This is a genomic window from Hyunsoonleella sp. 2307UL5-6, assembly GCF_047345485.1.
Lineage (GTDB): Bacteria > Bacteroidota > Bacteroidia > Flavobacteriales > Flavobacteriaceae > Jejuia.
Genome location: NZ_JBLFEN010000009.1, coordinates 97,072 through 121,469, shown reverse-complemented (window position 1 = coordinate 121,469; position 24,398 = coordinate 97,072). Strand labels below are relative to the sequence as shown.

General features: G+C 33.2%; 13 protein-coding genes. 5 read left to right on the top strand and 8 right to left on the bottom strand.

Annotation, left to right across the window (positions count from 1 at the left end; all coding sequences use genetic code 11):
- The 8 genes from ACKGJY_RS14665 to panC all read right to left on the bottom strand — a co-directional run.
- Positions 1–4,566 (bottom strand): LamG-like jellyroll fold domain-containing protein (locus tag ACKGJY_RS14665; protein ID WP_413974650.1); only part of this gene is annotated, 4,566 nt, incomplete at its 3' end.
- Between the two features lie 327 nt (positions 4,567–4,893).
- Entirely contained in the window at positions 4,894–9,255 is a 4,362-nt protein-coding gene (locus ACKGJY_RS14660; RefSeq protein WP_413974649.1) for a LamG-like jellyroll fold domain-containing protein, read from the bottom strand.
- Positions 9,256–9,553: 298 nt separating this feature from the next.
- Positions 9,554–10,228 (bottom strand): hypothetical protein, encoded by a 675-nt coding sequence (locus tag ACKGJY_RS14655; protein ID WP_413974648.1) that lies wholly within the window; start codon positions 10,226–10,228, stop codon positions 9,554–9,556.
- 4 nt (positions 10,229–10,232) lie between these two features.
- A complete protein-coding gene (gene radA, locus ACKGJY_RS14650) occupies positions 10,233–11,591 on the bottom strand; it encodes a DNA repair protein RadA (RefSeq protein ID WP_413974647.1) in 1,359 nt (452 codons plus the stop codon).
- A gap of 54 nt (positions 11,592–11,645) precedes the next feature.
- On the bottom strand, positions 11,646–12,797 hold the full coding sequence (locus tag ACKGJY_RS14645) for an alpha/beta hydrolase (protein ID WP_413974646.1): 1,152 nt from the start codon (positions 12,795–12,797) through the stop codon (positions 11,646–11,648).
- Between the two features lie 74 nt (positions 12,798–12,871).
- Positions 12,872–13,831 carry a lysylphosphatidylglycerol synthase transmembrane domain-containing protein gene (locus ACKGJY_RS14640; protein ID WP_413974645.1) on the bottom strand — a complete coding sequence of 320 codons (960 nt, stop codon included), beginning with the start codon at positions 13,829–13,831 and terminating at the stop codon, positions 12,872–12,874.
- 4 nt (positions 13,832–13,835) lie between these two features.
- Positions 13,836–14,186, bottom strand: coding sequence for an aspartate 1-decarboxylase (panD, locus tag ACKGJY_RS14635; protein ID WP_238675327.1), 351 nt, complete (start codon positions 14,184–14,186; stop codon positions 13,836–13,838).
- Positions 14,187–14,199: 13 nt separating this feature from the next.
- Positions 14,200–15,051 (bottom strand): pantoate--beta-alanine ligase, encoded by an 852-nt coding sequence (gene panC / locus ACKGJY_RS14630; RefSeq protein WP_413974644.1) that lies wholly within the window; start codon positions 15,049–15,051, stop codon positions 14,200–14,202.
- Positions 15,052–15,160: 109 nt separating this feature from the next.
- Between panC and ACKGJY_RS14625 the strand changes: the two genes are divergently transcribed.
- The 5 genes from ACKGJY_RS14625 (at position 15,161) to ACKGJY_RS14605 (ending at position 24,349) form a co-directional block, all read left to right on the top strand.
- Positions 15,161–15,970, top strand: a complete 810-nt coding sequence (locus ACKGJY_RS14625) for a glycogen/starch synthase (RefSeq protein WP_413974643.1) — start codon at positions 15,161–15,163, stop codon at positions 15,968–15,970.
- Positions 15,971–15,994: 24 nt separating this feature from the next.
- Positions 15,995–17,743 carry a DUF4270 domain-containing protein gene (locus ACKGJY_RS14620; protein ID WP_413974642.1) on the top strand — a complete coding sequence of 583 codons (1,749 nt, stop codon included), beginning with the start codon at positions 15,995–15,997 and terminating at the stop codon, positions 17,741–17,743.
- Between the two features lie 153 nt (positions 17,744–17,896).
- Complete coding sequence (gene glmS, locus ACKGJY_RS14615; RefSeq protein ID WP_413974641.1) at positions 17,897–19,744, top strand: glutamine--fructose-6-phosphate transaminase (isomerizing); 1,848 nt, start codon at positions 17,897–17,899, stop codon at positions 19,742–19,744.
- A 212-nt stretch (positions 19,745–19,956) separates the two neighbouring features.
- The gene (locus tag ACKGJY_RS14610) at positions 19,957–22,803 is read left to right on the top strand and encodes a TonB-dependent receptor (protein ID WP_413974640.1); all 2,847 of its coding nucleotides are present in this window, start codon (positions 19,957–19,959) and stop codon (positions 22,801–22,803) included.
- Between the two features lie 10 nt (positions 22,804–22,813).
- Positions 22,814–24,349 (top strand): G-D-S-L family lipolytic protein, encoded by a 1,536-nt coding sequence (locus ACKGJY_RS14605; RefSeq protein WP_413974639.1) that lies wholly within the window; start codon positions 22,814–22,816, stop codon positions 24,347–24,349.
- Positions 24,350–24,398: the final 49 nt, after the last annotated feature.

Sequence of the window (24,398 nt, the reverse complement as noted above, 5' to 3'; positions counted from 1 at the left end):
ATTATTGCTAATATCATGAGTTTCTGCATCATATCCGTAATCGTAACTATCGGTTGTTTGAGGGCTAAATCCAAGTAATAACTCTCGCTTAGTATCAGGACCTGTTACTGAACTAAACTCTAAGCGTATCCTTTGCATAACGTCGGTTTTTACCTCTGTTGAATTAGATGCTGTAGATTTACCTTTATTATTATTCCCTTTAAAAAATACAGATCCGTTTTCATAGCTGCCATTTGCATCTGCTTCTTTAACAAAAATACGCTGACTGTTATTAAATTCTACTGAGCCAGTTGCTACTATCTCTGTAATAAAACCTTGACCTACTGGCAAGTATCTTGTTGGTACTTTTGTACCCTCTAAACCACCTGTTGTTACGCCTTCTAATCCTACAAATTGTGACGCTCTTACTGCTCCTGTTTTATTTATTTGGGCATAACCGCCATTGTAAGCATTTAAATTATGGGATGTACCACTCCATTGTTGCCAAAGTTGTAAGGTGCCATCTATAATACCTGCATTATCATCTATAAATTTATGAACGTCTATTGCTGATGGATAGGGATTTCCTAGCAAAAACTCTGTTTTACTTGAACCTGCTACTGATCCTGCTCCACCTATATCTTCTACAGCTACTAGGATTGTGCCATTATTTGGTTTGCCTTCAAAAATATATTGTTGCTCTGAACCGCCTATTCCTGTACCCTTCTGGGTATAACCCACTCCAGGAATTAAATTAACATTAGCAGCTATTTGTGTCCAGTCATAATAGGTTAATCCATTTATGTAAGTGTATAACCAATATGTACTTATATTATTATTAGCTGTGTAATTTGATGTAAATGATACATTAGACCCAGAACTATCCTTTAACATATTTACCGTAAAAGGGGTATTGTTAGGGTTATTAGTTGTACTATTATTATTTAAAAAACTTGTAGAAGATTGTGAACCAACAGGCGATGACCAGTAATTATACCAATATGCACTTGGGGTGCCCTCTTGACGCCTTAATATTTTGCCATTTATAGAGGTTACTAAGTTACTTGTTTGTGTTTGTAATAACTGAGAATCATCCTCTAAATCTAAAGTACCATTTAATTCTAAATACAAATTATTTTTAACTAAATGATCACCAGATACTGTTAATTTACTACCAGAATCTATAATTAGACCTAATTGTTCTATATCATCATTTACAGTAATATCACCGGATATTTTCACAATGCCGTAATCTGTTAAACTGCTTATGTTTTCTATATCCCAAACGTTACCATGTAACCATGTATTCTCTAAAGTCCAATTTCCATTACTACTAGTTTCATATGGCATAGGTGCTGTTTCTTCCTGTATACTGGTAATGAAATTAATAAATAAGTCCTTATTATAACTTGAATAATCGGTAGTTTTACCCGATAAAATATTTGTCATGGGGTAATAGGCTATTAAATTACTCCAAGGAATAGTTAAAGAACTTGAAGTATCTACTATTGGAGTGGGAATTACCACTCCTTGAACTAAACTAGAGCCTTCCTCTATTTCTTGATATACCAATTGCTGAATTTGACTACTGGTTAAACTTACATCAAAAACACGCACTTCATCTATATCGCCTTTAAAGTATAAATGATTTGCAACTTCTTTAGTTGATAATCTTCCAACCTCAAAGTTTCCATTAGATTCTTGAGAAGTTTTTATAACTGCCCCTGCCTCTCCTACGTTACTTGAACGAACAAGTCTACCGTCAATATACAACGCTACATCGCCTGTAATACCAGAATAAGATGCAGTAATATGGTGCCACTCGTCATAATTTATAGAAGAGCTAGTAAGTGTAACCGTACTGGCACCACTGCCTACTGTATTCATAGTTATAGAAGGACGTCTACCATTTTGTAACCATAATTTACAACTAGAATTTTCTCCAGCTATAACCATGTCTGTACTATTACCACTGTCTGTTTTTACCCATGCCATGATAGTAACGCTACTTAACCCAGCTATAAATGTATCTGTTGATAAATAATCATCAATACCATCAAAATCAATAAGTGCATAAGTTGGTGGATTTATATCAAATAAATCTCTATAATCTAAATCACCTCCTAAAGTTAAATCGAAATCTACATCTGGTAGAATTGATAAATCTGAAGGATTTTCTATATCTTCATTTACATCTAAGTTTGTATCGTTTATGTTTGTTGTTTCAAAAACATCATCTAAACCATCATTATCAGTATCTGAATTGATTATAGCGTTTGCCATACCGTTTTCCTCAATATCTGGTGTACCGTCGTTATCAGTATCGCTATCATACATATCTATTAAACCATCGCCATCGGTATCAACTGGTATTATTCCGATGCTATAGTTAGTATATATACCAGTTACAGGATCTATAGTTCCTGATGGGGGTTGATAACCTAAAGTAGTTTGAGCTTCTACATTATCTGGTATACCATCATTGTCACTATCAATATCAAAAGTATTCAAAATACCATCATCATCACTATCACAAACAGACTCTACACCAAATTGTGTTAACCGTGAATCTGTTGAGGGGTAAGACCCCGTAGTACCAAATATCAAATCTATATGTGAAAAAATATCAAATTCCAAGTATACCCAATGCTCCATATCATCTTCAGATGAGCCTTCCTCATCTCTCCAGTTATTAATATCACCTCTTAGTGTTGGATCTACACGGTACAATGAATATCCCACTGGGTCTGGACCATTTACAAACCCTCCCTGTTCCAACTCAGTTGTTGCAGAAAGGTATGGTGTTACAGTACCTGTAGCCGTTGAGGGATTAAAACCATTAATCTCTGTAAAATCCCTATTAATTATGCTATCATTATCTCTTAGTTGTAATATTAAATCGTAAAGTACCGCAGATTCGCCAGTTGGGTTAGAAGGAGTAGCAGTACCTGATACTACCAAATCTAGAGAATAAGTTACATGGCTATCGCTTGTGGGTTGTGTGTTAGACATGTTTATATTACCATTACATTGCACATCAAAACTACCAACTTTATTTAAAACTGTGAGTACAAAATCATAATACTGTCCTTGAAAAAACAATGCATTACTATACAATACTTTTTCGCCTATCTGAACATTATCTAAATCTGAAGCAGTAAGTAGTGATGGAGCATCAAAACTAATTGTTGCAGAACACTCAAAAGTATCAATAATACCATCGTTATCATCATCTAAATCACATATATCGCTTACACCATCATTATCATAATCTGGGTTGCCAGAAGCCACAGAATCACAAGAATCTATAACTGTTATAATTGTACTGTAAGTTTCTGAAAAACAAATATATCTAGTATTATTTACTACAAGATAATATTCGTTGCCATCAAAAGAAGTTGGTATATCGTTAAATAATAGCCTTCTAGTTGTAGTTCCAGAATAATTTGGTGAAGAATCTGATAGAGGCAAACCTCCTGCATTTGGATCTCCCAAATACCATTGATAATTAAACCCTAAAGCAGAATCAAATACTCCACTGTAATCTGGCACTCCAGCATTAAATTTTGTGGTTTCCTTGATACGAAAATTTCCAGAAATTGCACGACTAGTTGCTGAATATAAAGTATAACTAGCTAAAGGAGCACTTATAAATGACATTTGAGTAGCAACAACCTCATACCCTGTAACGCCATTATAGCCTCCAGAACCTCCTGTTACACGTCCATTAGTATCAAAACCTGTACCATCTAAAACACCATCATTATTAGTATCTATTCCACCAGATTCTGCAACATCATTACAGCCATCGTTGTCACTATCTAAATCTAAATAATCTGGAGTACCATCCATATCGGTATCACATAATTGACCAGGTTTTATTTTAAGAAATATATCATCTAATAAATAATCATTTCCAGAAGTAGTTAACCCTCTTTTAATTCTTATATCTATATCTATTGTTGTTGAAGCACCTGAATTTATATCGATGGTAGAATTTTCCCAAATCCCAAAATCAAGACCAGCACCTCCAGTGTAAGTTTGATTTAAAGTGCCATTAATATAAACTTGTATTGCACCTCTAAAATCGACAGTAGGAAAATCGCTTCTAGCCCAAATCATATAAGCCATACTAAATTGATATTCTGTGTTTGGTATAACTGATTGATTAAAGTTAATTACAGATAAAAAATCATTTCCAGGGCCTGCTTGAATACCTAAAATAGTACCGCTTGTAGAAGAGCCAGTTGTATGATCTGTAATAGTTGCTGTGGTAGGTGAGGGATCGAAACAATTATGATTTGGAGCACCTATAGAATATACAGGAGCAGTATCAAACCAAATACCACCAAAATCGCCTCCAGCGCAACTCGTTCGTTCTGTTAATGATGAGCTTATAAAGGTACTTAAATCAAACTCAAATAATATTTTCTCAGGGCATTCTACTATATCTAAAATACCATCGTTATCACTGTCAAGATCTATTGTGTTTGCTACACCATCACCATCTGTATCTTGCGCAACTATAGTATTGGTAGTTAAAAGCAGTAATAAAATTAGTAAACTGTAATGTAATGTTATTTTCATAATTAGTTAATTTAAACAACAAATTAAGTTGTAATAAAATTTACATAATAAATCTAATACACATATAATAATTACAATGGATAAAACTTATGAAACAAAATCTAGAGGGAAGAGTTTTTAGTTGTTTCATTTTGATTTAATACAAAATTATGATAATCAATCATTTAAAACAAAAAAATATCGGGTAAACGCCATTTATTTCGACAAAAACATAAATATACTCTTAAAAGTTATCACTAATTGATTAACAAATTCACAAATAATATATATCCAACACTTATAGCTTAAATAAAATAATTACTAGATTGGTGTTTTTATGGGTTAAATTTATTTGACGATGATTTTTTTAATTAAAACTTCATTAAATTTTGTTCTAATAGAAATAATATAAGTGCCAGATGATATATTTTTGAATTGGATACCGTTTTCTAAATGTTCTACAGGAACATCATTTAACTTTAAAACAACTTGTCCTCTCATATTTACTAAAAACAATTTGCTTAAGGTACTATTTAGCTTTTTAGCATAAAATGTATTGGTTTCGTTTTGATAATACATGTGATTTTCAGTCGCTATGTTTTCCTCTGTACTTAATACTTGTGATTTACTTTTAAACACAATCTCCAACCTATCGTTAAACATGCCGTGAGCAGATGAAAAGCTATACGCTTGATTGGTAGTTAAATCAAAATAATCATCCGTTAAATTATCCCTTAAATAAATTTCTTGATCTTCTTTAATATTTTCCATTTCTGAAACCCTAATCTCAAAACCATGATTTCCTGATGATCTAAAATTTAATGGCACAACCTTATCTGCTGTTATTGGGCTATAGGCCTGTATATTCATATTCTTACCTTCTAAGTTTAGGCTTAAATCATTATTACTAATATCATGAGTTTCTGCATCATATCCATAATCGTATCCATCAGTTGTTTGAGGGCTAAAACCTAAGAGTAATTCTCTCTTTGTATCAGGGCCTGTTACTGAACTGAACTCTAAACGTATCCTCTGCATGCTATCCGTATTTGATTTGCCTGTCTTTGATTCGCTAGATGTTTCTTTCTTACTACCGCCTTTCAAAAATACAGAGCCATTATTGAAGTTACCATTTGTATCAGATTCTTTTATAAAAATTCGCTGCCCATTATTAAACTCTACATTTCCATCAGCTATTATCTCAGTGATAAAGCCTTGGCCTATGGGCAAGTATCTTGTTGGCACTTTTGTACCTTCCAAACCACCTGTTGTAGCGCCTTCTAATCCTATAAATTGTGATGCTCTTACCACTCCTGTTTTATTAATCTGAGCGTAACCACCATTGTAAGCATTTAAATTATGAGAGCTTCCACTCCATTGTTGCCAGAGTTGTAAAGTACCATCAATAACACCAACATTATCGTCAATAAATTTATAGATATCTAAAGCTGATGGATAGGGGTTTCCTAGCAAAAACTCTGTTTTACTTGTGCCTGCTATTGATCCCGCACCGCCTCTGTCTTCTACATTAACTAATATTGTACCGTTGTTTGGCTTGCCCTCAAAAATATACTGCTGCTCTAGCAATGGAGAGCCTGTACCTTTTTGGGTGTAACCTATGCCTGGGTTTATGGCGGTACTCTTGCTAATTTGTTCCCAATCATAGTATGATAAACCGTTAATATAAGTATATAACCAAAAAGTACTAATTCTGCCATTTGCTGTATAATCTGTAGTGAAACTTATGTTTGTACCAGACTCGTCTTTGAGCATTTGCAAGTTGTAAGTTGAATTATTTGTATTATTACTAGACGAATTATTATCTCTGTAACTTGTAGCACGAAGTGTACCTATTGGAGAAGACCAATAGTTATACCAATAAGGATTAGAGGTACCTTCTTGTCTTCTTAATATCTTTCCTTGAGATGAAGTTACTAAATTACTGGTAGATGTTTGTACTAATTGTGAGTCTCCTAACAAATCTATAGTACCACTTAGGTTTAGATATTTAGAAACATTTAATTGTAAATCAATAGTTTCATTACCTACAGTAAATACAACATCATCATTATCAAACCAATCTTTTTCATCTACAATAACAGCCAATGCATGTATACCTTGTAAAACTCCGGGTTTATTGGGTTGACTTAACGACGTTGATAAGGTTACGCTATTTCGTAGATGATAAATACCCCATGTGTAATGCTCATCAGAGTTTGAGATATTTTGAGATACTTCATCTCCTGGTAAAGCCCATACGTCACCATGCAACCAAGTACTCTTATCGTGCCAATTACCATCTTGTTTTGTTTTAAATGGCATTGGAGCAGTTTGTAACTGTATTGAACTAATATGGTGTAGTGTAGCAGAATTATTATTACCAGATGCATCTGGTAATGTAGAATTTAGGATATCTGTAATAGGATAGTATAATTTTAAATTACTCCAATTTAATGAAGAAATTTGATCTGGTATAACGACACCATTTAATTGTCCGCTATTATTTTCAATTTCTTGAAACACCATTTCTTTAATTTCAGTTTCGGTTAAAACCTTATTAAAAACACGAACTTCGTCTATACTACCGTTATAATAGGCAGAACTACTCTGGTTTTCTCTACCTAACATAAATTTTTCTGATTGTGGTGTTACTTCACTATAAAAACCAACAATATCATGACCTCCAGGATACGCTAAGTTTCGTGTATGTACCCATTTGCCATCTATAAATATACTAGCATCATCATTAATAAAATCAACAGTTACTGCTATGTGTCTCCAAATGCCTTGTTTAAGTCCGTTTGATCTTGAAAAATTTGATGTTTGAGAACCTCCTACAGAAGTTTTAAATCGGCCAGAAAATTGTAGTTTAGAACCTGTTGCTTTTACCTCTACAGCATTATCTTCTCCAAATAAAAATACAGTAGATGTATCACTATCATTTAAATCGTTTTTAACCCAACCCATTAAAGTAACACCATTTGCATTACTTTCATTAAAATTAGACATTAATTCTTTACCTAACACGTAATCATCTACACCATCAAAATCTATTGTAGCGTCTCCAGGGGGGTTAATATTAAATAAATCTCTATAATCTAAATCACCTCCAAAGTTTAAATCTGTATCAGTATCTGGCAAGACTGATAAATCTGAGGGGTTATTAATTTCATCATTAACATCATAACCATCATTAATATTGATACCCTCAAAAACATCATACAAACCATCATTATCAGTATCAACTCCTGATACAGTATTAACCATTCCGTTTTCTTCTATATCTGGTGTACCATCGTTATCACTGTCTAAATCTAAGTAATCTGGTATGTTGTCTCCATCAGTATCTACAACAGTAAAACCATTTCCGTAGTTAGTGTAAAATCCTGTTAACGGATCTACTGACATTGATGGCGCATTGTAACCATTAGTTGTTTGAGCTTCGATGTTATCTGGGATACCATCATCATCAGCATCAATATCTAAAAAATCTTTATCTCCCGTTCCATCTGTATTTACAGGAATTGTGCCTGTACCCGAAGAGCCTGGTATGCCATTGGTAGTTGGAGTTATGCCTATTGCACCATCTGCTAAACCATCATTATCTAAATCGGTTCCGCCAGATTCTTTTACGTCTGGTATGCCATCATTATCACTATCTAAATCTAAATAATTTGGAATACCATCGCCATCTGCATCCATATTTTCACAATACCCTAAAGTACCAAGGCTACAAAAATCAGAATCTTTACTATTTGGAATACCATCCAAATCATGATCGCCAGAAGGATCAACGCCGTTAGATTCATCTATATCTTTTATACCATCGTTATCATCATCTAAGTCGTCTACATCACTATACCCATCTTCATCTTCGTCATCTAAAGTGAATATAAATAGCTTACCATCAGCATGATCATTTGTAGAGGCTGTTATTTGGGCTTTAGTAATAACAGATCCATTTGGTGCAATGTCATCAAGAAAAAATAGAGCTATACCTATGGTACCTCTATTTTCAACAACGCGATCGCTCAACCAATAATCTGAGTTTGGGTTAGGAGGATTTAATGCTCCGGGTGTTCCAAGTCCATTAGGTCCTCCTGCTCCAGTGCCTCCAAATCCTATTTGATTGGAAGTTGGATTTATAAAAGTCTCTCCCAAAGATTGTTCAGCACCTCCACCCTCGGGTATTCCAAAAAGTTCTAAATGTATACAATTATTGGCATTACGCTCTGTAACTGCTACCACACCACTTGATGTTGCCAAAATACCAGTACCATAAGTTAATGTTTGTCGTTGGGCAGTAGTTGTAGACTCGCTAGTGTAATTATTACAAATATTCCTTCCATTGTTACTAGAAGTAAAATAGTGATTTAAATTTAAATCTTGAAAAGCAAACAATGCGGAAGATGCCCATGTACCACTAGAACTTGTGTTTTCTATACTATTATTATTCTCTATAATGTTATTGGAATTATGCCCATTTGGTCCAAGTTGTGTCATTTCATACCCTGTTGGTAGTCCAAAATTTAAATAAACAATACCGTTTACTGTAACGCTTTGTATTGTGGCAGATTGGTTTGCAGCAGTTTGAGTATCACTCCATTGAAACGTTACCCCTGTTTGAATACTTGGGGCATTTGTTTGAGCGTTTCCTAAAAAAAAATAACAGCACGTTATAAAAAACGTTACCAGTAGTTTTAGCCTCATAATTAATAGATTTGGGGAAATCGAATTAATTCATCGTATCACCTAAATTTTTACATTGTTCAATTTTTGTACTAAATTGACAAGCAAAAGCTTATAGCATAGTTTTATACAACAATGGATAGTTTGTGAAATAATGTCTTGAGGGAAGCATATACAATTATTTCGATTATAGATAGAATGATACCTATAATAATTGCAAATTTAGATAAAACAACCGATAAAAACAATAAAATACTAGACAAAATGCATTTTTTATCGACAAAAAGGTGTTTTTATAAAAAAGTTAAATTTGTGTAATTTATAATTCTGTACAAAAATCATTATAATAATAAACTATTTCAGGAATTGTAGTTCTATTAAAATCTCCTGAATCTAACTTGTTCTTAATACCCTCGCAATCGTGAAAAAACTTCTTGACCTTTTTTTTAAAATTAGAAAATATTGCCCTTACAGTTTCGGAAAGCGTGTTTGCAGGTGAGAGCATTAAAGATTTACCATCTAAATTACGAACCAAAAAGTAATACGTTTTTTCTTCCTTGTAAGAACCTAATGGAAATCCAGTTCGTGGATTTACACCTGAAGAAACCAAATATGTATCTATCTCTATGTAAAGATTAACGGCCCCCTCTTCTAACACTTGAAGCAAACGCCGATATCTACTTCTGCTTAGCTTAACATATAAGTATGTAACGTCATCAAAATCATAATGAAATGTAATACCCTTTACCATTAAATCCGTCCAAATATCTACTTTACCATCTTTAGAAGCTTTGAATTTAATTTTATACTTTTCAGTTGAAACTACAGCAAATCCAACTAACTTACCGTAACCCCTAATGGATGTTCCATCTAAAAAATGAATAGTTGCTTTTTCATATTTTTCAAATACTTCAAAATGCCCTTTAGAGCAAAGAGCGTTACTGTAATTTAATACGAAAAGACAAAGAAATACAATGGATAGTTGCTTCTTCATTCTACTAAACAATATAATCTACAACATCCTCAATTTTAGAAATCAATTGAATTTTAATAGCTGTATTTTTAAGTGAAATTTTATTGTATTTAGATACAAAAATTGTGGAGAATCCTAATTTTTCTGCCTCTGTGATACGTTGCTCAACACGTTGTACAGGTCTAATTTCACCTGAAAGTCCAACCTCAGCAGCAAAACAAAAGTCGTTTTGCAATGCTTCATCTTCATTTGAAGATAAAATAGCCGCTACAACAGCTAAATCTATAGCGGGATCATCAACAGTTATGCCGCCCGTTATATTTAAAAACACATCCTTAGCACCTAGTCTAAAACCTGCTCTTTTTTCTAAAACGGCCAAAAGCATATTTAACCGTTTTGCATTAAAACCTGTGGCGCTGCGCTGTGGTGTGCCATAAACTGCTGTACTCACCAAGGCCTGCACTTCAATCATTAACGGTCGCATGCCTTCTAAAGTTGCTGCAATGGCATTACCTGAAAGCTCTTCGTCCTTTTTAGAAATAAGGATTTCTGACGGGTTGGAAACTTCGCGCAACCCTGAACCCTGCATTTCGTAAATCCCCAATTCATTTGTAGATCCAAATCGGTTTTTATGTGCTCTTAATATTCTAAATACGTGGTTACGGTCGCCTTCAAATTGCAGTACCGTATCAACCATATGTTCCAGGATTTTTGGACCAGCAATGTTTCCATCTTTAGTAATATGGCCTATTAAAACAACTGGCGTTGCAGTTTCTTTAGCAAATTTTATAAGCTCTGTAGTACATTCTTTTATTTGAGAAATACTGCCAGAAGACGATTCTATATAATCACTATGTAGTGTTTGAATGGAATCTACAATAACAATATCTGGCTCTAAAGCGGCTATCTGTTTAAATATATTCTGAGTTTTGGTTTCTGTAAGAATGTAGCAGTTATTGTTTTCAGGATTGATGCGTTCTGCTCGCATTTTAATTTGTTTTTGACTTTCCTCACCCGAAACATAAAGTGTTTTATAGGGTAATTTAAGTGCTATTTGAAGTAGCAAGGTGCTTTTACCAATCCCAGGTTCTCCTCCTAAAAGTGTCAAAGACCCTGGAACAATTCCCCCTCCTAATACTCTGTTAAACTCATTATCTAAAGTATCTAGTCGCGCTTCTTCAGAAACATCAATATCTTTTATTTGTAAGGGTTTAGAAACGCGTTTTGTTGTACTAGCAGCTGTTTTCCAATCACTCTTTTCAGGTTTTTGTAAAACTTCTTCAGCTATAGTATTCCATTCTTTACAAGCGTTACATTGCCCTTGCCATTTGGCATACTGTGTGCCACAATTTTGACAAAAAAATGTAGTTTTTACTTTTGCCATTCCTATTTTAACCTCTCTATAAAAGAGGGATTTATTTGATTTTTAAAAATTAAACTAATATCCAAAATCTTCTTTTATAGCATCAGCTAATTCCAAAACCATATCTTTTGTAATACCTGCTATTTCATCTAAAGTGTATGCAGACTGATAGGTTTTCATTGCCTTTTTTGGTTCCCCTGTCTCTTCATAAAAACGAGCTAAGTAGTAATTTCCCAATAATGTTTTCGGGTAGTGTTTACGTGCAAGCTTGCCTAATGGTTCATAATATTCAAATAATTCGTTTTTATTAATAGCAGCAGCTATAGCTTTAAAGTCGTTAATTAAAATTGTTTTATCAATAGCAAATAAATCTTGGATAGCCTGGTACTTTTCTTCTAAATATAGTACTGGTGAAATTTCTAATTCTAATATCTCATCTTTATATTCTTTTTTACTTATAGGCTGAAATACTTTAAATATATTTTGAAGTGCATTAGGAATGGCATGCGCAGGTGCTGAGTAATGTGTGGAATTCTCAAAACTATTAAAACTGTAAGATAAATTTTTATTTTCAATAGCAGATATATCAGCATGTAATGCTTCAGACATTTGCTTAAGAGACTTTTTATCTGACCCAGAATTTGCTAAATAATAGAATATTTTAGATTCTACTTTCGATAAACTTTCAGGAATATACTCTAACATTTGAGGTGCTAGTTCTGGACTAACTACAATATAACTTTGAAATAAGGGTTTAGATTTTAATAAATAATAATTAATAAAATTAGCCGTATTACCATGGCCTACTGCTACTTTAAAATTAACGGTTCTATAATTGGTTTCAATGTAAGGCAATAGCTCCATTCCTATAAACTCAAAAAAACTAGCCCCAGTTTCTACAGGCAAAGAGTTTTGCTCAGAATATAAACAATCGTCATACTCTGTTTCTACTTGGTTTATACCAACAATAATGGCTTCTGGCATATCTTCCCAATAGGAATAATAATCTACATTTCCTGCTACAACTTCAAACAAATAATCGCCATCTAGAATCACAAAAACAGGATAACTCTTTTCTTCATTTGAAGTATAACCTCTTGGTAATTGAATTTTTATTTGACGCTCTTCTCCAAGTTTTGAAGACTGAAACATCTCATACTTTACTTGAGCTTCAATACAATTAAAACCTAATATAAAAAGACATAGTAAGGTGATAGTTTTTTTCATTTTAAAATGATTTGAGTATTAATATGGGCAAGGTAATAAATAAACCTAGAGATTAAAAGTAGAGTTAAAAGTCTCTAAGAAGCTTTTTTTCTATTAAAAATTGGCAAATAAATAAGGGATAAGCCTCCAAAAATAATAATGAGTAAAGTTTGAGACCCCCACATAATCCATCCAAAAGCGCGACTGGGATCATCAGGAAGACTAAATAGCGAAAAGGCCAAAACGATAGCTTCAGGGTAAGAACCTATACCACCATTGGTAGCGGCAATACTAAAACTTGCAGCTATAAACCCAATTAAAATTGCAGCAAAGGGTATATTGCTTGTATCTTCTAAAGCAAAAGATGTAACATAAAACATAAGTACATACATACTCCAAATAAATAGTGTATGAAAAATAAATACCCACTTTTTCTTCATTTTAAAAATACTCATTGCGCCTTCAACTAAACCATTTACAAAGCTTTTAATTTTTAAGGCAAGTTTAGACGAGCTCTTTTTTACGAATCTTAAAAATAAAACAACTATTATAATTACAACAACTGCTACAATCGCAATTTTTGAGGGGTTAAATTTTTTGATTAAAAATCCATAAATAAAATCGAATTGGAGAAATAATGTTACAGTAATAATGCCTAGCATTACAATTAAATCAGCAATACGTTCTGCGAGTATTGTACCAAACCCTTTTTCAAATGGCACACTTTCATAATTTGTTAATATTGATGCTCTTGCAACCTCTCCGGCTCTGGGAATTGTATAATTAATTAAATAAGTTGCAAAAACCGCCATAATACTGTTACCCAATTTTATATTGTAACCCATAGGCTCCAACTGAAATCGCCAGCGATAAGCTCTTGATAAATGACTAAGTAAACCAAAAAAGACACCTAATAAAATGTAGGAGTAATCTGTCTTTTCAAAGTATTCAATAAGTTTTTCTATTGAAATTTGGGATAATGAATACCAAACCAAAAAAACTCCCAACAATAGTGGTAGTGTAATTTTTAATAGTTTTGTTACTTTAGGATTCAACCTTTTATTTTAATAAATTTGTAGCCTCATCAGGAAATACTAAAGAAGGTTTAAATACTTTAGCTTTTTCAATATCCATAAAGGCATAAGTAATTAAAATAAGTGTATCACCAACTGAAACTTTTCTAGCAGCAGCACCATTTAATGTAATTTCACCACTTTTTCGTGGCCCAGGAATACAATAGGTTTCTAAGCGCTCACCATTATCATTATTTACAATTTGAACTTTTTCGCCTTGAATGATATTAGCAGCATCCATTAAATCTTCATCAATAGTAATACTACCAATATAATTGAGTTCTGCACCTGTGCACTTAACTCTATGAATTTTAGATTTTACGACTTGAATTTGCATGTGGTAAAGGTAATTAATTTAATGCGATATTATCAATAAGCCTAATTTCGCCAGCATATACAGCAATAAATGCTCTATACTTTTTTTTATTTGATTTTCGTTTAACAGGTTTTAAAGTATCAACATCAGCAACCAAAAAATATTCTAATTCTAATAAATTATTTGTTTTAAATTGATGCTCAACCCATTCCGAAACTTTAGTAGCACTTTTTGTGCCAAATTTTTCTCTGGCAGTTTGCAATGTTTTATAAATAAAAGGAGCAGCGTCTTTATACTCTGGTTCTAAACGCATATTTCGAGAGCTCATAGCTAAACCATTAGCTTCCCTATGAATTTTACAACCTACTATCTGTACAGGAATAAGATACTTTTCTACTAATTTTTTTATGATTTGTAATTGCTGAAAATCTTTCTCTCCAAAGTATGCTTTATGTGGTTTTACAATGTCGAAAAAACGTTTTACAATAGTGCCTACACCATCAAAATGTCCATGACGAAATTTACCTTCCATCTCAAACTCTAAGCCATCAAAATCAAACGATTTAGACACCGTATTTCCTTCATAAATATCATCTACAGTTGGTGCATAAACCATAATTTGTGTTTTGCTAACTGTTTCTAATAACCGAACATCTTTATCTAGAGTTCTTGGATACTTATCTAGATCTGATGCATTATCAAACTGTGTAGGGTTTACAAATATGCTAACAACAGCAATGTCATTTTCGTTTAACGCTTTAATTACTAATTGCAAATGCCCTTGATGAAGTGCGCCCATGGTTGGCACCATTCCAACAGATAAATTTTTAGATTTTAATGCAGAAATGGCCGCGGTAATCTTATGTTTATTAGTATAAATTTCCACGTTTACATAAAAAATTAACGGGTGCAAACTTATGATTTTACAAGGACTTTCCATAAATTTTTGTACTTTTGCGTGTTTTTATTTTTGAATCTTCAAAAACAAACCATATATGAAAGATAAGAGGATATTGTACGTATCATCTGAAGTAGTGCCTTATTTACCTGAAACTGAAATTTCTTCAATGTCGTTCGAGGCACCTAGAATGGTTAATCAACAAGGTGGGCAAATCCGAATTTTTATGCCACGATATGGCAATATTAATGAAAGAAGACATCAATTACATGAAGTTATCAGGCTCTCTGGTATAAATTTAGTAATTAATGATTTAGATATGCCACTCATCATAAAAGTAGCCTCTATACCTAAAGAGCGTATTCAAGTCTACTTTATTGATAATGATGAATACTTTAAAAGAAAAGCGACATTAACAGATGAAAATGGGGAATTATTTTCAGACAACGATGAGCGTGCTATTTTCTTTGCAAAAGGTGTTATAGAAACGGTTAAAAAATTAAATTGGGCACCAGATATCATTCACGTTCATGGATGGTTGGCTTCTTTATTACCATTATATTTAAGAGAGTATTATAAAGATGAGCCTCTTTTTAACGAAAGCAAAATAGTTACTTCGGTATACAATCAAAGTTTTAACAATACGTTAAACAAAGATATGGTCAATAAGATTAAATTTGACAATATAAACGAAGAAGCTATTAAACCGTTAGAAGAGCCTACATACCAAAACTTAATGCAAGTTGCTGTTGATTACTCTGATGCTTTAATTATGGGTTCTGAAGTTTTACCCGAAAATTTAGAAAAATATATTAAAGATTCTGATAAACCTGTATTAGAATATAAAAGTAAAGACGAATTTGGTGAAGCTTATACTCAGTTTTTTAATACTGAAGTATTAGGATAGTCGTCAAAAGGTTCTTAAAGATTTATGAAGAAGATATTTAAAGCCCTAAGTAGCGTAGTTATACTCGCAATACTAGCACTTACACTACAAAGTTGTAATGAAGAGTTTAGCTCTATTGATAGTGATGTATTAAATGAAGATAACTTTAATTTTAATACTGATCAGTTTGAAATTCCAATTAAAACTTACAATCAAAATTTATCTGGGCAACAAATAGATGGTTTACCTTCAAATTTAATAGGGTATTATAACGACCCTGTTTATGGTGCTACCACAGCAAGTATTATTGCCCAACTTTTACCAAATAGTTTTGAAACTACCGCTAATACATTTGGTACTGACCCTGTTGTAGAATCCGTTAAATTAACAATACCTTACTTTAGTACACAAATAAGTGTTGACGAAAATGGGAAGCCAGGGTACAGAATAGATTCTTTGTACACCGAGAATAACGACATTACCAATGTAAAAAGTATAAAATTAACTATTTATCAAAATAATTACTTTTTAAGAAATTTTGATGTTAACGGTGAGAGTAATCAGAATTATTATTCCAAAGCAGACGCATCTATTAATGATACTGACAACTTCTCTGAGATAGAAACAGAAGTTATAAATTTTGATGAACATACTGGTTTTCTAATTTACAATAACGAAAACTTTCAAATTAGTAACGCACCAAGAGAAACAATAACAACAACAGACGGTGTTGAAACTAGTACATTTTTACCACCTGCTATGGAGATAGATCTTCCTGAAACAGATGAGAGCAAAAACTTTTGGAAAAACTTAATTTTAGACCAAGAAGGCTTACCTACGTTAACTAACGCCAATAATTTCTTAAATCATTTTCGCGGTTTATATATAAAGGCTCAAGCAGTTAATAACGATGGAAGTATGGTAATGGTTAATTTAGCCGATTCTGGTGCCAATGTAGTTATTAATTATTCTATTGAAGATGGTACTGATGCAGATAGTGAAAGAGACACAGGAAGTTATACGTTAAATTTTTCAGGAAGTAGATTAAACACTTTTATAAACAATTATAATTCGCTTTTGCCATCAACTCCCGATACCAATACTGGAGATGCAGCACTATTTTTAAAAGGTACTGAAGGTTCAATGGCAGTTATTGAATTATTTGATGGTTTGGTAGATTGTGATGGAGATGGACAAGTAAATGATGACGCCTTAGAATGTTTCAAGAAAACATTTAGAAAAACGGATGATAATGGTGAATTTATTATTGAAAATGATCAATTTGAATTAAAGAGACTAGTTAACGAAGCTAATTTGGTTATTTATGAAGAAGATACTTTTATACCAGCTACCCAACCAGAAGTATTTAATGCACATACCTACGACAGATTATATATTTACAATTTAGAAAACAACATACCTACAGCAGATTATATTAACGATTTTTCTGCTGACGCGAACGACCCATTAAACTCAAGAAGATTTAGTTTAGGTGCGAGAATAGTAGATGATGAAGGACAAGCAAAGTATAAAATTAAAATTACAGACTTACTTAATAATATTTTAATTAGAGATACAGACAACCCCAAACTTGGTTTAGTCCTATCTAATAATGTGAATATAAATTTAAATAACGAACTACTAAACAGCGATGGTAATGTAATTGGCACTCCAGCAACTGCAGTTATTGCCCCTAGAGGCACTGTGCTATATGGCAATAATACAGATGCCACTACATCTGATGGGAATAGTAAAAAGTTACGTTTAGAAGTGTTTTTTACAGAGTCTAGATAAAACATCTTAAACACATATTTTATTTTCTATTCTAGCACCTAAAATGATTTTTATCGTGTAAATACTACGTTTATACAATAAATTATAAGAAATAAATATATATTTACATATTTGTCGCCAATTAAATAAACCCCAGAATCAAAACAAATAATTATGTGTGGAATTGTCGGATATATAGGCCATAGAGATGCTTACCCAATTGTAATAGAAGGACTTAAACGTTTAGAATATAGAGGATATGATAGTGCTGGTATTGCTTTGTTTGACGGTACAGAACTTAAAGTATCTAAAGCCAAAGGTAAGGTCTCTGATTTAGAGGAACGTGTAGAAAGCGAAATAACCAAAACAGGAAACTTAGGTATAGGCCATACACGGTGGGCAACTCACGGTGTACCAAACGATGTAAATTCTCATCCTCATGTATCAAATTCGGGAGAATTAGTTATTATTCATAATGGCATCATAGAAAACTATGAATCTTTAAAGAAAGAATTAATAAAAAGAGGGTATACCTTTAAATCTGATACAGATACCGAAGTACTCATAAATTTAATAGAAGAAATAAAAACTAATGAAGGTGTAAAACTTGGTAAAGCAGTACAAATTGCATTAAATCAAGTTATAGGTGCTTATGCCATTGCGGTGTTTGACAAAAATAAACCTGAGGAAGTAGTAGTCGCACGTTTAGGGAGCCCACTTGCTGTGGGTATTGGAGAAGACGAGTTTTTTATAGCTAGTGACGCCTCTCCTTTTATTGAGTATACTAAAAATGCTATTTATCTTGAAGATGAAGAAATGGCAATTATTAGATTTCATAAGGGTATTAAAGTAAGAAAAATTAAGGATGACTCTTTAGTAGACCCATACATTCAAGAATTAAAACTTAATTTAGAACAAATTGAAAAAGGGGGTTATGAGCATTTTATGCTCAAGGAAATTCATGAACAACCAAAAGCAATTACAGATACTTATAGAGGTAGGTTATTAAGAGATGAAGCTATAATTAAAATGGCTGGTGTTGAAGATAATATGAAAAAATTTCTTAACGCTAACCGCATAATAATAGTAGCTTGTGGTACATCATGGCATGCTGGTTTAGTTGCAGAATATATTTTTGAAGATTTAGCTAGAATTCCAGTAGAAGTAGAATACGCCTCAGAATTTAGATATAGAAACCCAGTTATTACAGAAAATGATATTTTAATTGCAATTTCTCAGTCTGGAGAAACAGCAGATACATTGGCCGCTATTAAAATGGCTAAATCTAAAGGTGCATTTGTTTTTGGTGTATGTAACGTTGTAGGTTCTTCTATAGCTAGAGAAACTGATGCTGGAGCTTATACACACGCTGGACCAGAAATTGGGGTAGCTTCAACTAAGGCTTTTACTACGCAAATCACTGTATTATCATTAATAGCACTTCGTTTAGCAAGAGCAAAAGGCACAATATCAAGTTCAGATTTTAGAAACTACTTATTAGAAATGGAAATGATACCAGCTAAAGTAGAAAAAGCTCTAAAGGCAGATGCACACATAAAAACAATATCTGAAATATATAAAGACGTACCTAACTTTTTATATTTAGGAAGAGGTTATAACTTTCCAGTTGCATTAGAGGGTGCTCTAAAGCTCAAAGAAATATCATATATACATGCAGAAGGTTACCCCGCTGCAGAAATGAAACATGGTCCTATCGCACTTATTGATGAGAATATGCCTATAGTTGTAATTGCTACTAAAGCAGAACACTATGATAAAGTGGTAAGTAACATTCAAGAAATAAAATCTAGAAAAGGAAAAATAATTGGTGTTATTACAGAAGGTGATACTATAGTTAGAGATTTAGCAGACCACGTTATTGAAGTTCCTGATACTATTGAAGCACTTAGTCCTTTATTAACAACAATTCCTCTTCAATTATTATCATATCACATTGCAGTAATGCTCGACAAAAACGTAGATCAACCTCGTAATTTGGCAAAATCTGTTACTGTAGAATAAAAATTCAACTAGAAATTAAATAGGAACTTAAATCTTGGTTTCTATTTAATTTCTAATATTCTTAATTTTTTTTCGTTTTTTTTCATAAAAACATAAAATTTAACGCATATTTTTATCAAAATATACTATGCATGCATAATTTTTTTATATTTTTAGCCTAAACTTGTTTATTAACGAAATAAACATACTCCTAAATTTAACTAATTATATAAATGAAAACAATTTTCAAGATTACTTTGATGTTGTTTTGTGCTGTAACTTATGCACAAACAACAATCACTGGAACCGTTAATGATGATAGTGGTCAACCTATTCCTGGAGCTAATATTATTATCCTAGGAACAACAACAGGTACTGTTACCAATTTTGATGGTGAATTCACCCTAACATCAAACCAAAACCCACCTTTTACGATACAGGTGAGTAGTGTTGGTTTTGAGACATTTTCGCAAGAAATAACATCAAATAACCAGAAAATAGATGTTATTCTAAATGAAGGTACTGCACTAGATGAAGTAGTTATTTCTGCATCAAGAACTCCTGAACGAATTTTTGAATCACCAGTTACTATTGAACGTTTTGGCCTTAAAGCTATAAAAAACACAGCATCAGCTGAATTTTATGATGGCTTAGAAAACCTAAAAGGTGTTGACATTAACACCAATAGTTTAACCTTTAAGTCCATTAATACTAGAGGCTTTGCAACATTCATGAACACACGTTTTATGCAACGTGTTGATGGCATGGACAACGCTGCACCAGCACTTAACTTCCCTTTAGGAAACTTATTAGGTATGGTAGAAACCGACGTGCAAAGTGTGGAATTACTCCCTGGAGCTGCTTCTGCATTATATGGCGCAAATGCCTTTAATGGCGTGTTATTTATGACAAGTAAAAGCCCTTTTGACCATACTGGTATTAGTGGCTATTTTAAAGGTGGTATAACTTCACAAGAAGTAGCTGGTAATAATGAGTATAAAGATTACGGCATTAGAGCAGCACACAAATTTAGTGATAAATTTGCTGCAAAAGTAAACTTTAGCTACTTACAAGGCACCGATTGGGCTGCTAATGACACCAGAGGTAAGGATAGAAATAGTACGTTTATAAAGCCTAATAGCACCAGAGAAAATGATATAGATTATGACGGTGTAAATATTTACGGAGATTTAGTATCTACTAATTTAAGTAATGTCAAAGGCAGTCCTTCTTTTTTAGCAAATTTGCCAAATCCTGCTTTAGCAAATTTAATACCTGATGTTAATGTAAGTAGAACTGGATATAACGAACAAGATCTAACTAATTATGATGCTAAAAGTATTAAAGCAGACTGGGGACTATTTTACCGCCCTTGGGAAAATGATTTTGAGATACAATATGTTGGAAAAATAGGGTCTGGTTCTACCATTTATCAAGGATCAAATAGATATTCAATCAATAATTTCTTTTTACAACAACATAAAATAGAAGTAAGAAATGATAATTTCTTTGTAAGGGGTTATGTTACTGCTGATAATGCAGGAGACTCTTATGATATGGTATTTACAGGTGTAAATATCAATAGACAATGGAAATCAGACGACCAATGGTTTGGTGAATATGCCGGAGCATTTATTCAAGGTACACTAGGAGGTTTAACTGCAGACCAAGCCCATGCAGCTGCAAGACAAGCAGCAGACACAGGAAGGTTTGAGCCTGGGACTCCAGAATTTCAACGCGCATTCGAAACCGTAACTAACGATTCTGATATTTTAACTGGAAGCCGATTTAGAGATGAATCTAAAATCTATCATGCTGATGCAAATTATAATTTTAGTCATTTAACCGATTTTGCTGAAATTCAAGTAGGTGGTTCTTACAGAGATTATGCTTTAAATTCATTTGGATCTATATATACCGATAGAGAAAGTAGAATTCCAACGTATACCGAAATTGGGCTTTATACACAAATTCAAAAGAAATTTTTAGAAGATGAGCGTTTAAAAGTAACTGCCTCATTACGTTATGATAAATCTGATTTATTCGATGCGTTCTTTTCACCTAGACTTTCACTAGGATATAATATTGGCGAAAATAATAATCATAACATAAGAGCATCTTTCCAAACTGGTTTTAGAAATCCTGATACTCAAGCGCTTTATATTGGTTTTAATGTTGGTCCAATAACTTTATTAGGTAGTGCATTTGATAATCCTGAACGATTTAGTAGAACCGTTAGTGGCACTGAGATATCACCAACTGGTCAAGCTGTTTTAGGAGGTAGTTCATTTACGTACAATGGAACTGGAGCTTACAACAACTCATTTACTAGAAGCTCTGTCGCAGCCTTTGCAGCATCACGAAACCCTACTGATTTACAAATTGCAAATCCAGGATTAGTAAATCCTGAACAGGTAAGTTCTGTAGAGGTTGGTTATAGAGGTAAAATAGAAAGAATAATTATTGATTTTAGTGCGTATTATAATCAATATCAAGATTTTATTACCACTGTAGATGTTGTTAATCCTTTTTATGGAGACGTGGAGTTGTCTCAAACTTTTCCAGTTGGAGGTAATCCAACACCATTAGCTTTAATTGCATTAGCTAATGAAGATTTTCAAGCTTACAGAGCCTATACAAATACAACAGAACAAGTAAATTCTTTTGGTGCTTCATTAGGCATGAGTACTAAAGTTTTTGGTGATTTTGATTTAGGAGCCAATTATACCTATGCAAAACTAGATTTTGATCGAGAGGCTAATGCAGATTTTCAAACTAACTTTAATACACCAGAACATAAATTTAAAGCAACTTTTGGAAACACAGATTTATTTAAAAACTTCGGTTTTAATCTTGCTTGGAGGTGGAGTGATAATTATGTATGGGAAGCATCATTTTTAACTGCTGACGTACCAGCATATCACGTTTTAGATGCACAGGTTAACTTTAGAGTACCAAGTTTAAAATCTTCTTTTAAAGCTGGGGCTACCAATCTACTTGGTGATGAATACTTTACTGCTGCCGGAACAGGATTTATAGGCTCTCAATACTATCTATCTTGGACAATTAATAACTTATAAAATAAAAATTATGAAATTTAAATATATATGGCTGTTTACCCTTCTTGTTGGTGTTTTATCCTGTGAAGAAAACGAAAGCCCAATTCCAGAAGAAGTTATGCTTCCAGAACTCTCTTCAGGTACTGCAGATTTTTCAAACTATGTAGCTGTAGGTGCATCATTTACAGCAGGATTTACAGATGGTGCTTTATTTAGAGCAAGTCAAGAAAATTCGTTTCCAAACATCTTATCTCAGCAATTTATAAAATTAGGAGCTGGTGAGTTTTCTCAACCTTTAATGAATGATAATATTGGAGGTTTACTCATAGGCGGCATGCCAAACGACAATTTTTTACCAAGATTATTTTTTAATGGCGCAGGTCCTGCAAGACTGCCTGCAACCCCCACAACCGAAGGAGCTGCAAGCCTAGGAGGCACATTTAAAAACATGGGCGTGCCAGGAGCTAAAAGCTTTCATTTATTGTTTGATGGTTATGGTAATCCTGCCAATTTATCGCTTGGTTTAGCTAACCCATACTATGTTCGTATGGCTTCAAGCCCATCAGCAACAATACTAGGTGACGCCATTGCGCAAAATCCAACATTTTTTACACTTTCTGAAATTGGAGGAAATGATGTATTAGGCTTTGCTACAACTGGTGGAGATGGCTCAAACCCTATAACAGACTCATCTACTTTTGATGCTTCATTTAATGCTTTAGTAAATACATTAACATCAAACGGCGCTAAAGGTGTTGTTTCCAATGTACCTTACGTTACAGACTTACCATTTTTTACAACAGTACCTAACAACGCATTAGTTTTAGATGCTGCTACCGCAGGACAGCTAACAGGTGTTTTTCAAGCTGTAAGTGGTATATTTCTTCAAGGTGCTATATTACAAGGAGTACCTCCAGCACAGGCACAAGCTCTAGCTACTCAATATGCTATTACGTTTAACGAAGGCCCAAATAGATGGATAATTGATACACCCGTAAGCGCAACAAACCCATTAGGGTTTAGACAAATGACTGAAGATGAATTACTAGTTTTAACCATAGATCAAGCCGCTTTAGCACAACAAGGATACGGCACAGTGGCATTAACGCCTGAAGTACTACAAGTACTTGGTTTACTACAACAAGGAGGCACACCAACACCACAACAAGCAGGATTGGTAATTGCTGCTGTTAATGGTATTGATGATAAAGATGTTTTAGATACAGATGAATTGACAGCTATTAGAACAGCTACTGATGCCTATAATGCAACAATGGCTGCGGTAGTAAATGCTAACGAAAATATAGCTTTAGTTGATTTAAATACAACGCTAAGCGAAATAGCTAGTAATGGAATTAATTTTGATAGCTTTAATCTTACAGCAGATTTAGTTACAGGCGGTGCTGTAAGTTTAGACGGTATACACTTAAATGCACGAGGATATGCTTTTATGGCTAATAAGTTCTTAGAAGCTATTGATGAGAATTTTGGTTCAAATTTTGTAGCATCAGGAAATGTTGCTAAGGCTGTAGATTTTCAAACAAATTATTCGGCTACCCTGCAATAATAAAGTTATCCTCTAATATACAAACACCTTCATTTTTTTGAGGGTGTTT

What these genes read in the sequence shown, in the direction of transcription:
- ACKGJY_RS14660 (WP_413974649.1), bottom strand. Translation starts at nt 9,255, where the DNA reads ATGAGGCTAAAACTACTGGTAACGTTTTTTATAACGTGCTGTTATTTT.
- ACKGJY_RS14605 (WP_413974639.1), top strand. Translation starts at nt 22,814, where the DNA reads ATGAAATTTAAATATATATGGCTGTTTACCCTTCTTGTTGGTGTTTTA.
- ACKGJY_RS14645 (WP_413974646.1), bottom strand. Translation starts at nt 12,797, where the DNA reads ATGAAAAAAACTATCACCTTACTATGTCTTTTTATATTAGGTTTTAAT.
- panD (WP_238675327.1), bottom strand. Translation starts at nt 14,186, where the DNA reads ATGCAAATTCAAGTCGTAAAATCTAAAATTCATAGAGTTAAGTGCACA.
- glmS (WP_413974641.1), top strand. Translation starts at nt 17,897, where the DNA reads ATGTGTGGAATTGTCGGATATATAGGCCATAGAGATGCTTACCCAATT.
- ACKGJY_RS14655 (WP_413974648.1), bottom strand. Translation starts at nt 10,228, where the DNA reads ATGAAGAAGCAACTATCCATTGTATTTCTTTGTCTTTTCGTATTAAAT.
- ACKGJY_RS14620 (WP_413974642.1), top strand. Translation starts at nt 15,995, where the DNA reads ATGAAGAAGATATTTAAAGCCCTAAGTAGCGTAGTTATACTCGCAATA.
- ACKGJY_RS14625 (WP_413974643.1), top strand. Translation starts at nt 15,161, where the DNA reads ATGAAAGATAAGAGGATATTGTACGTATCATCTGAAGTAGTGCCTTAT.
- radA (WP_413974647.1), bottom strand. Translation starts at nt 11,591, where the DNA reads ATGGCAAAAGTAAAAACTACATTTTTTTGTCAAAATTGTGGCACACAG.
- ACKGJY_RS14610 (WP_413974640.1), top strand. Translation starts at nt 19,957, where the DNA reads ATGAAAACAATTTTCAAGATTACTTTGATGTTGTTTTGTGCTGTAACT.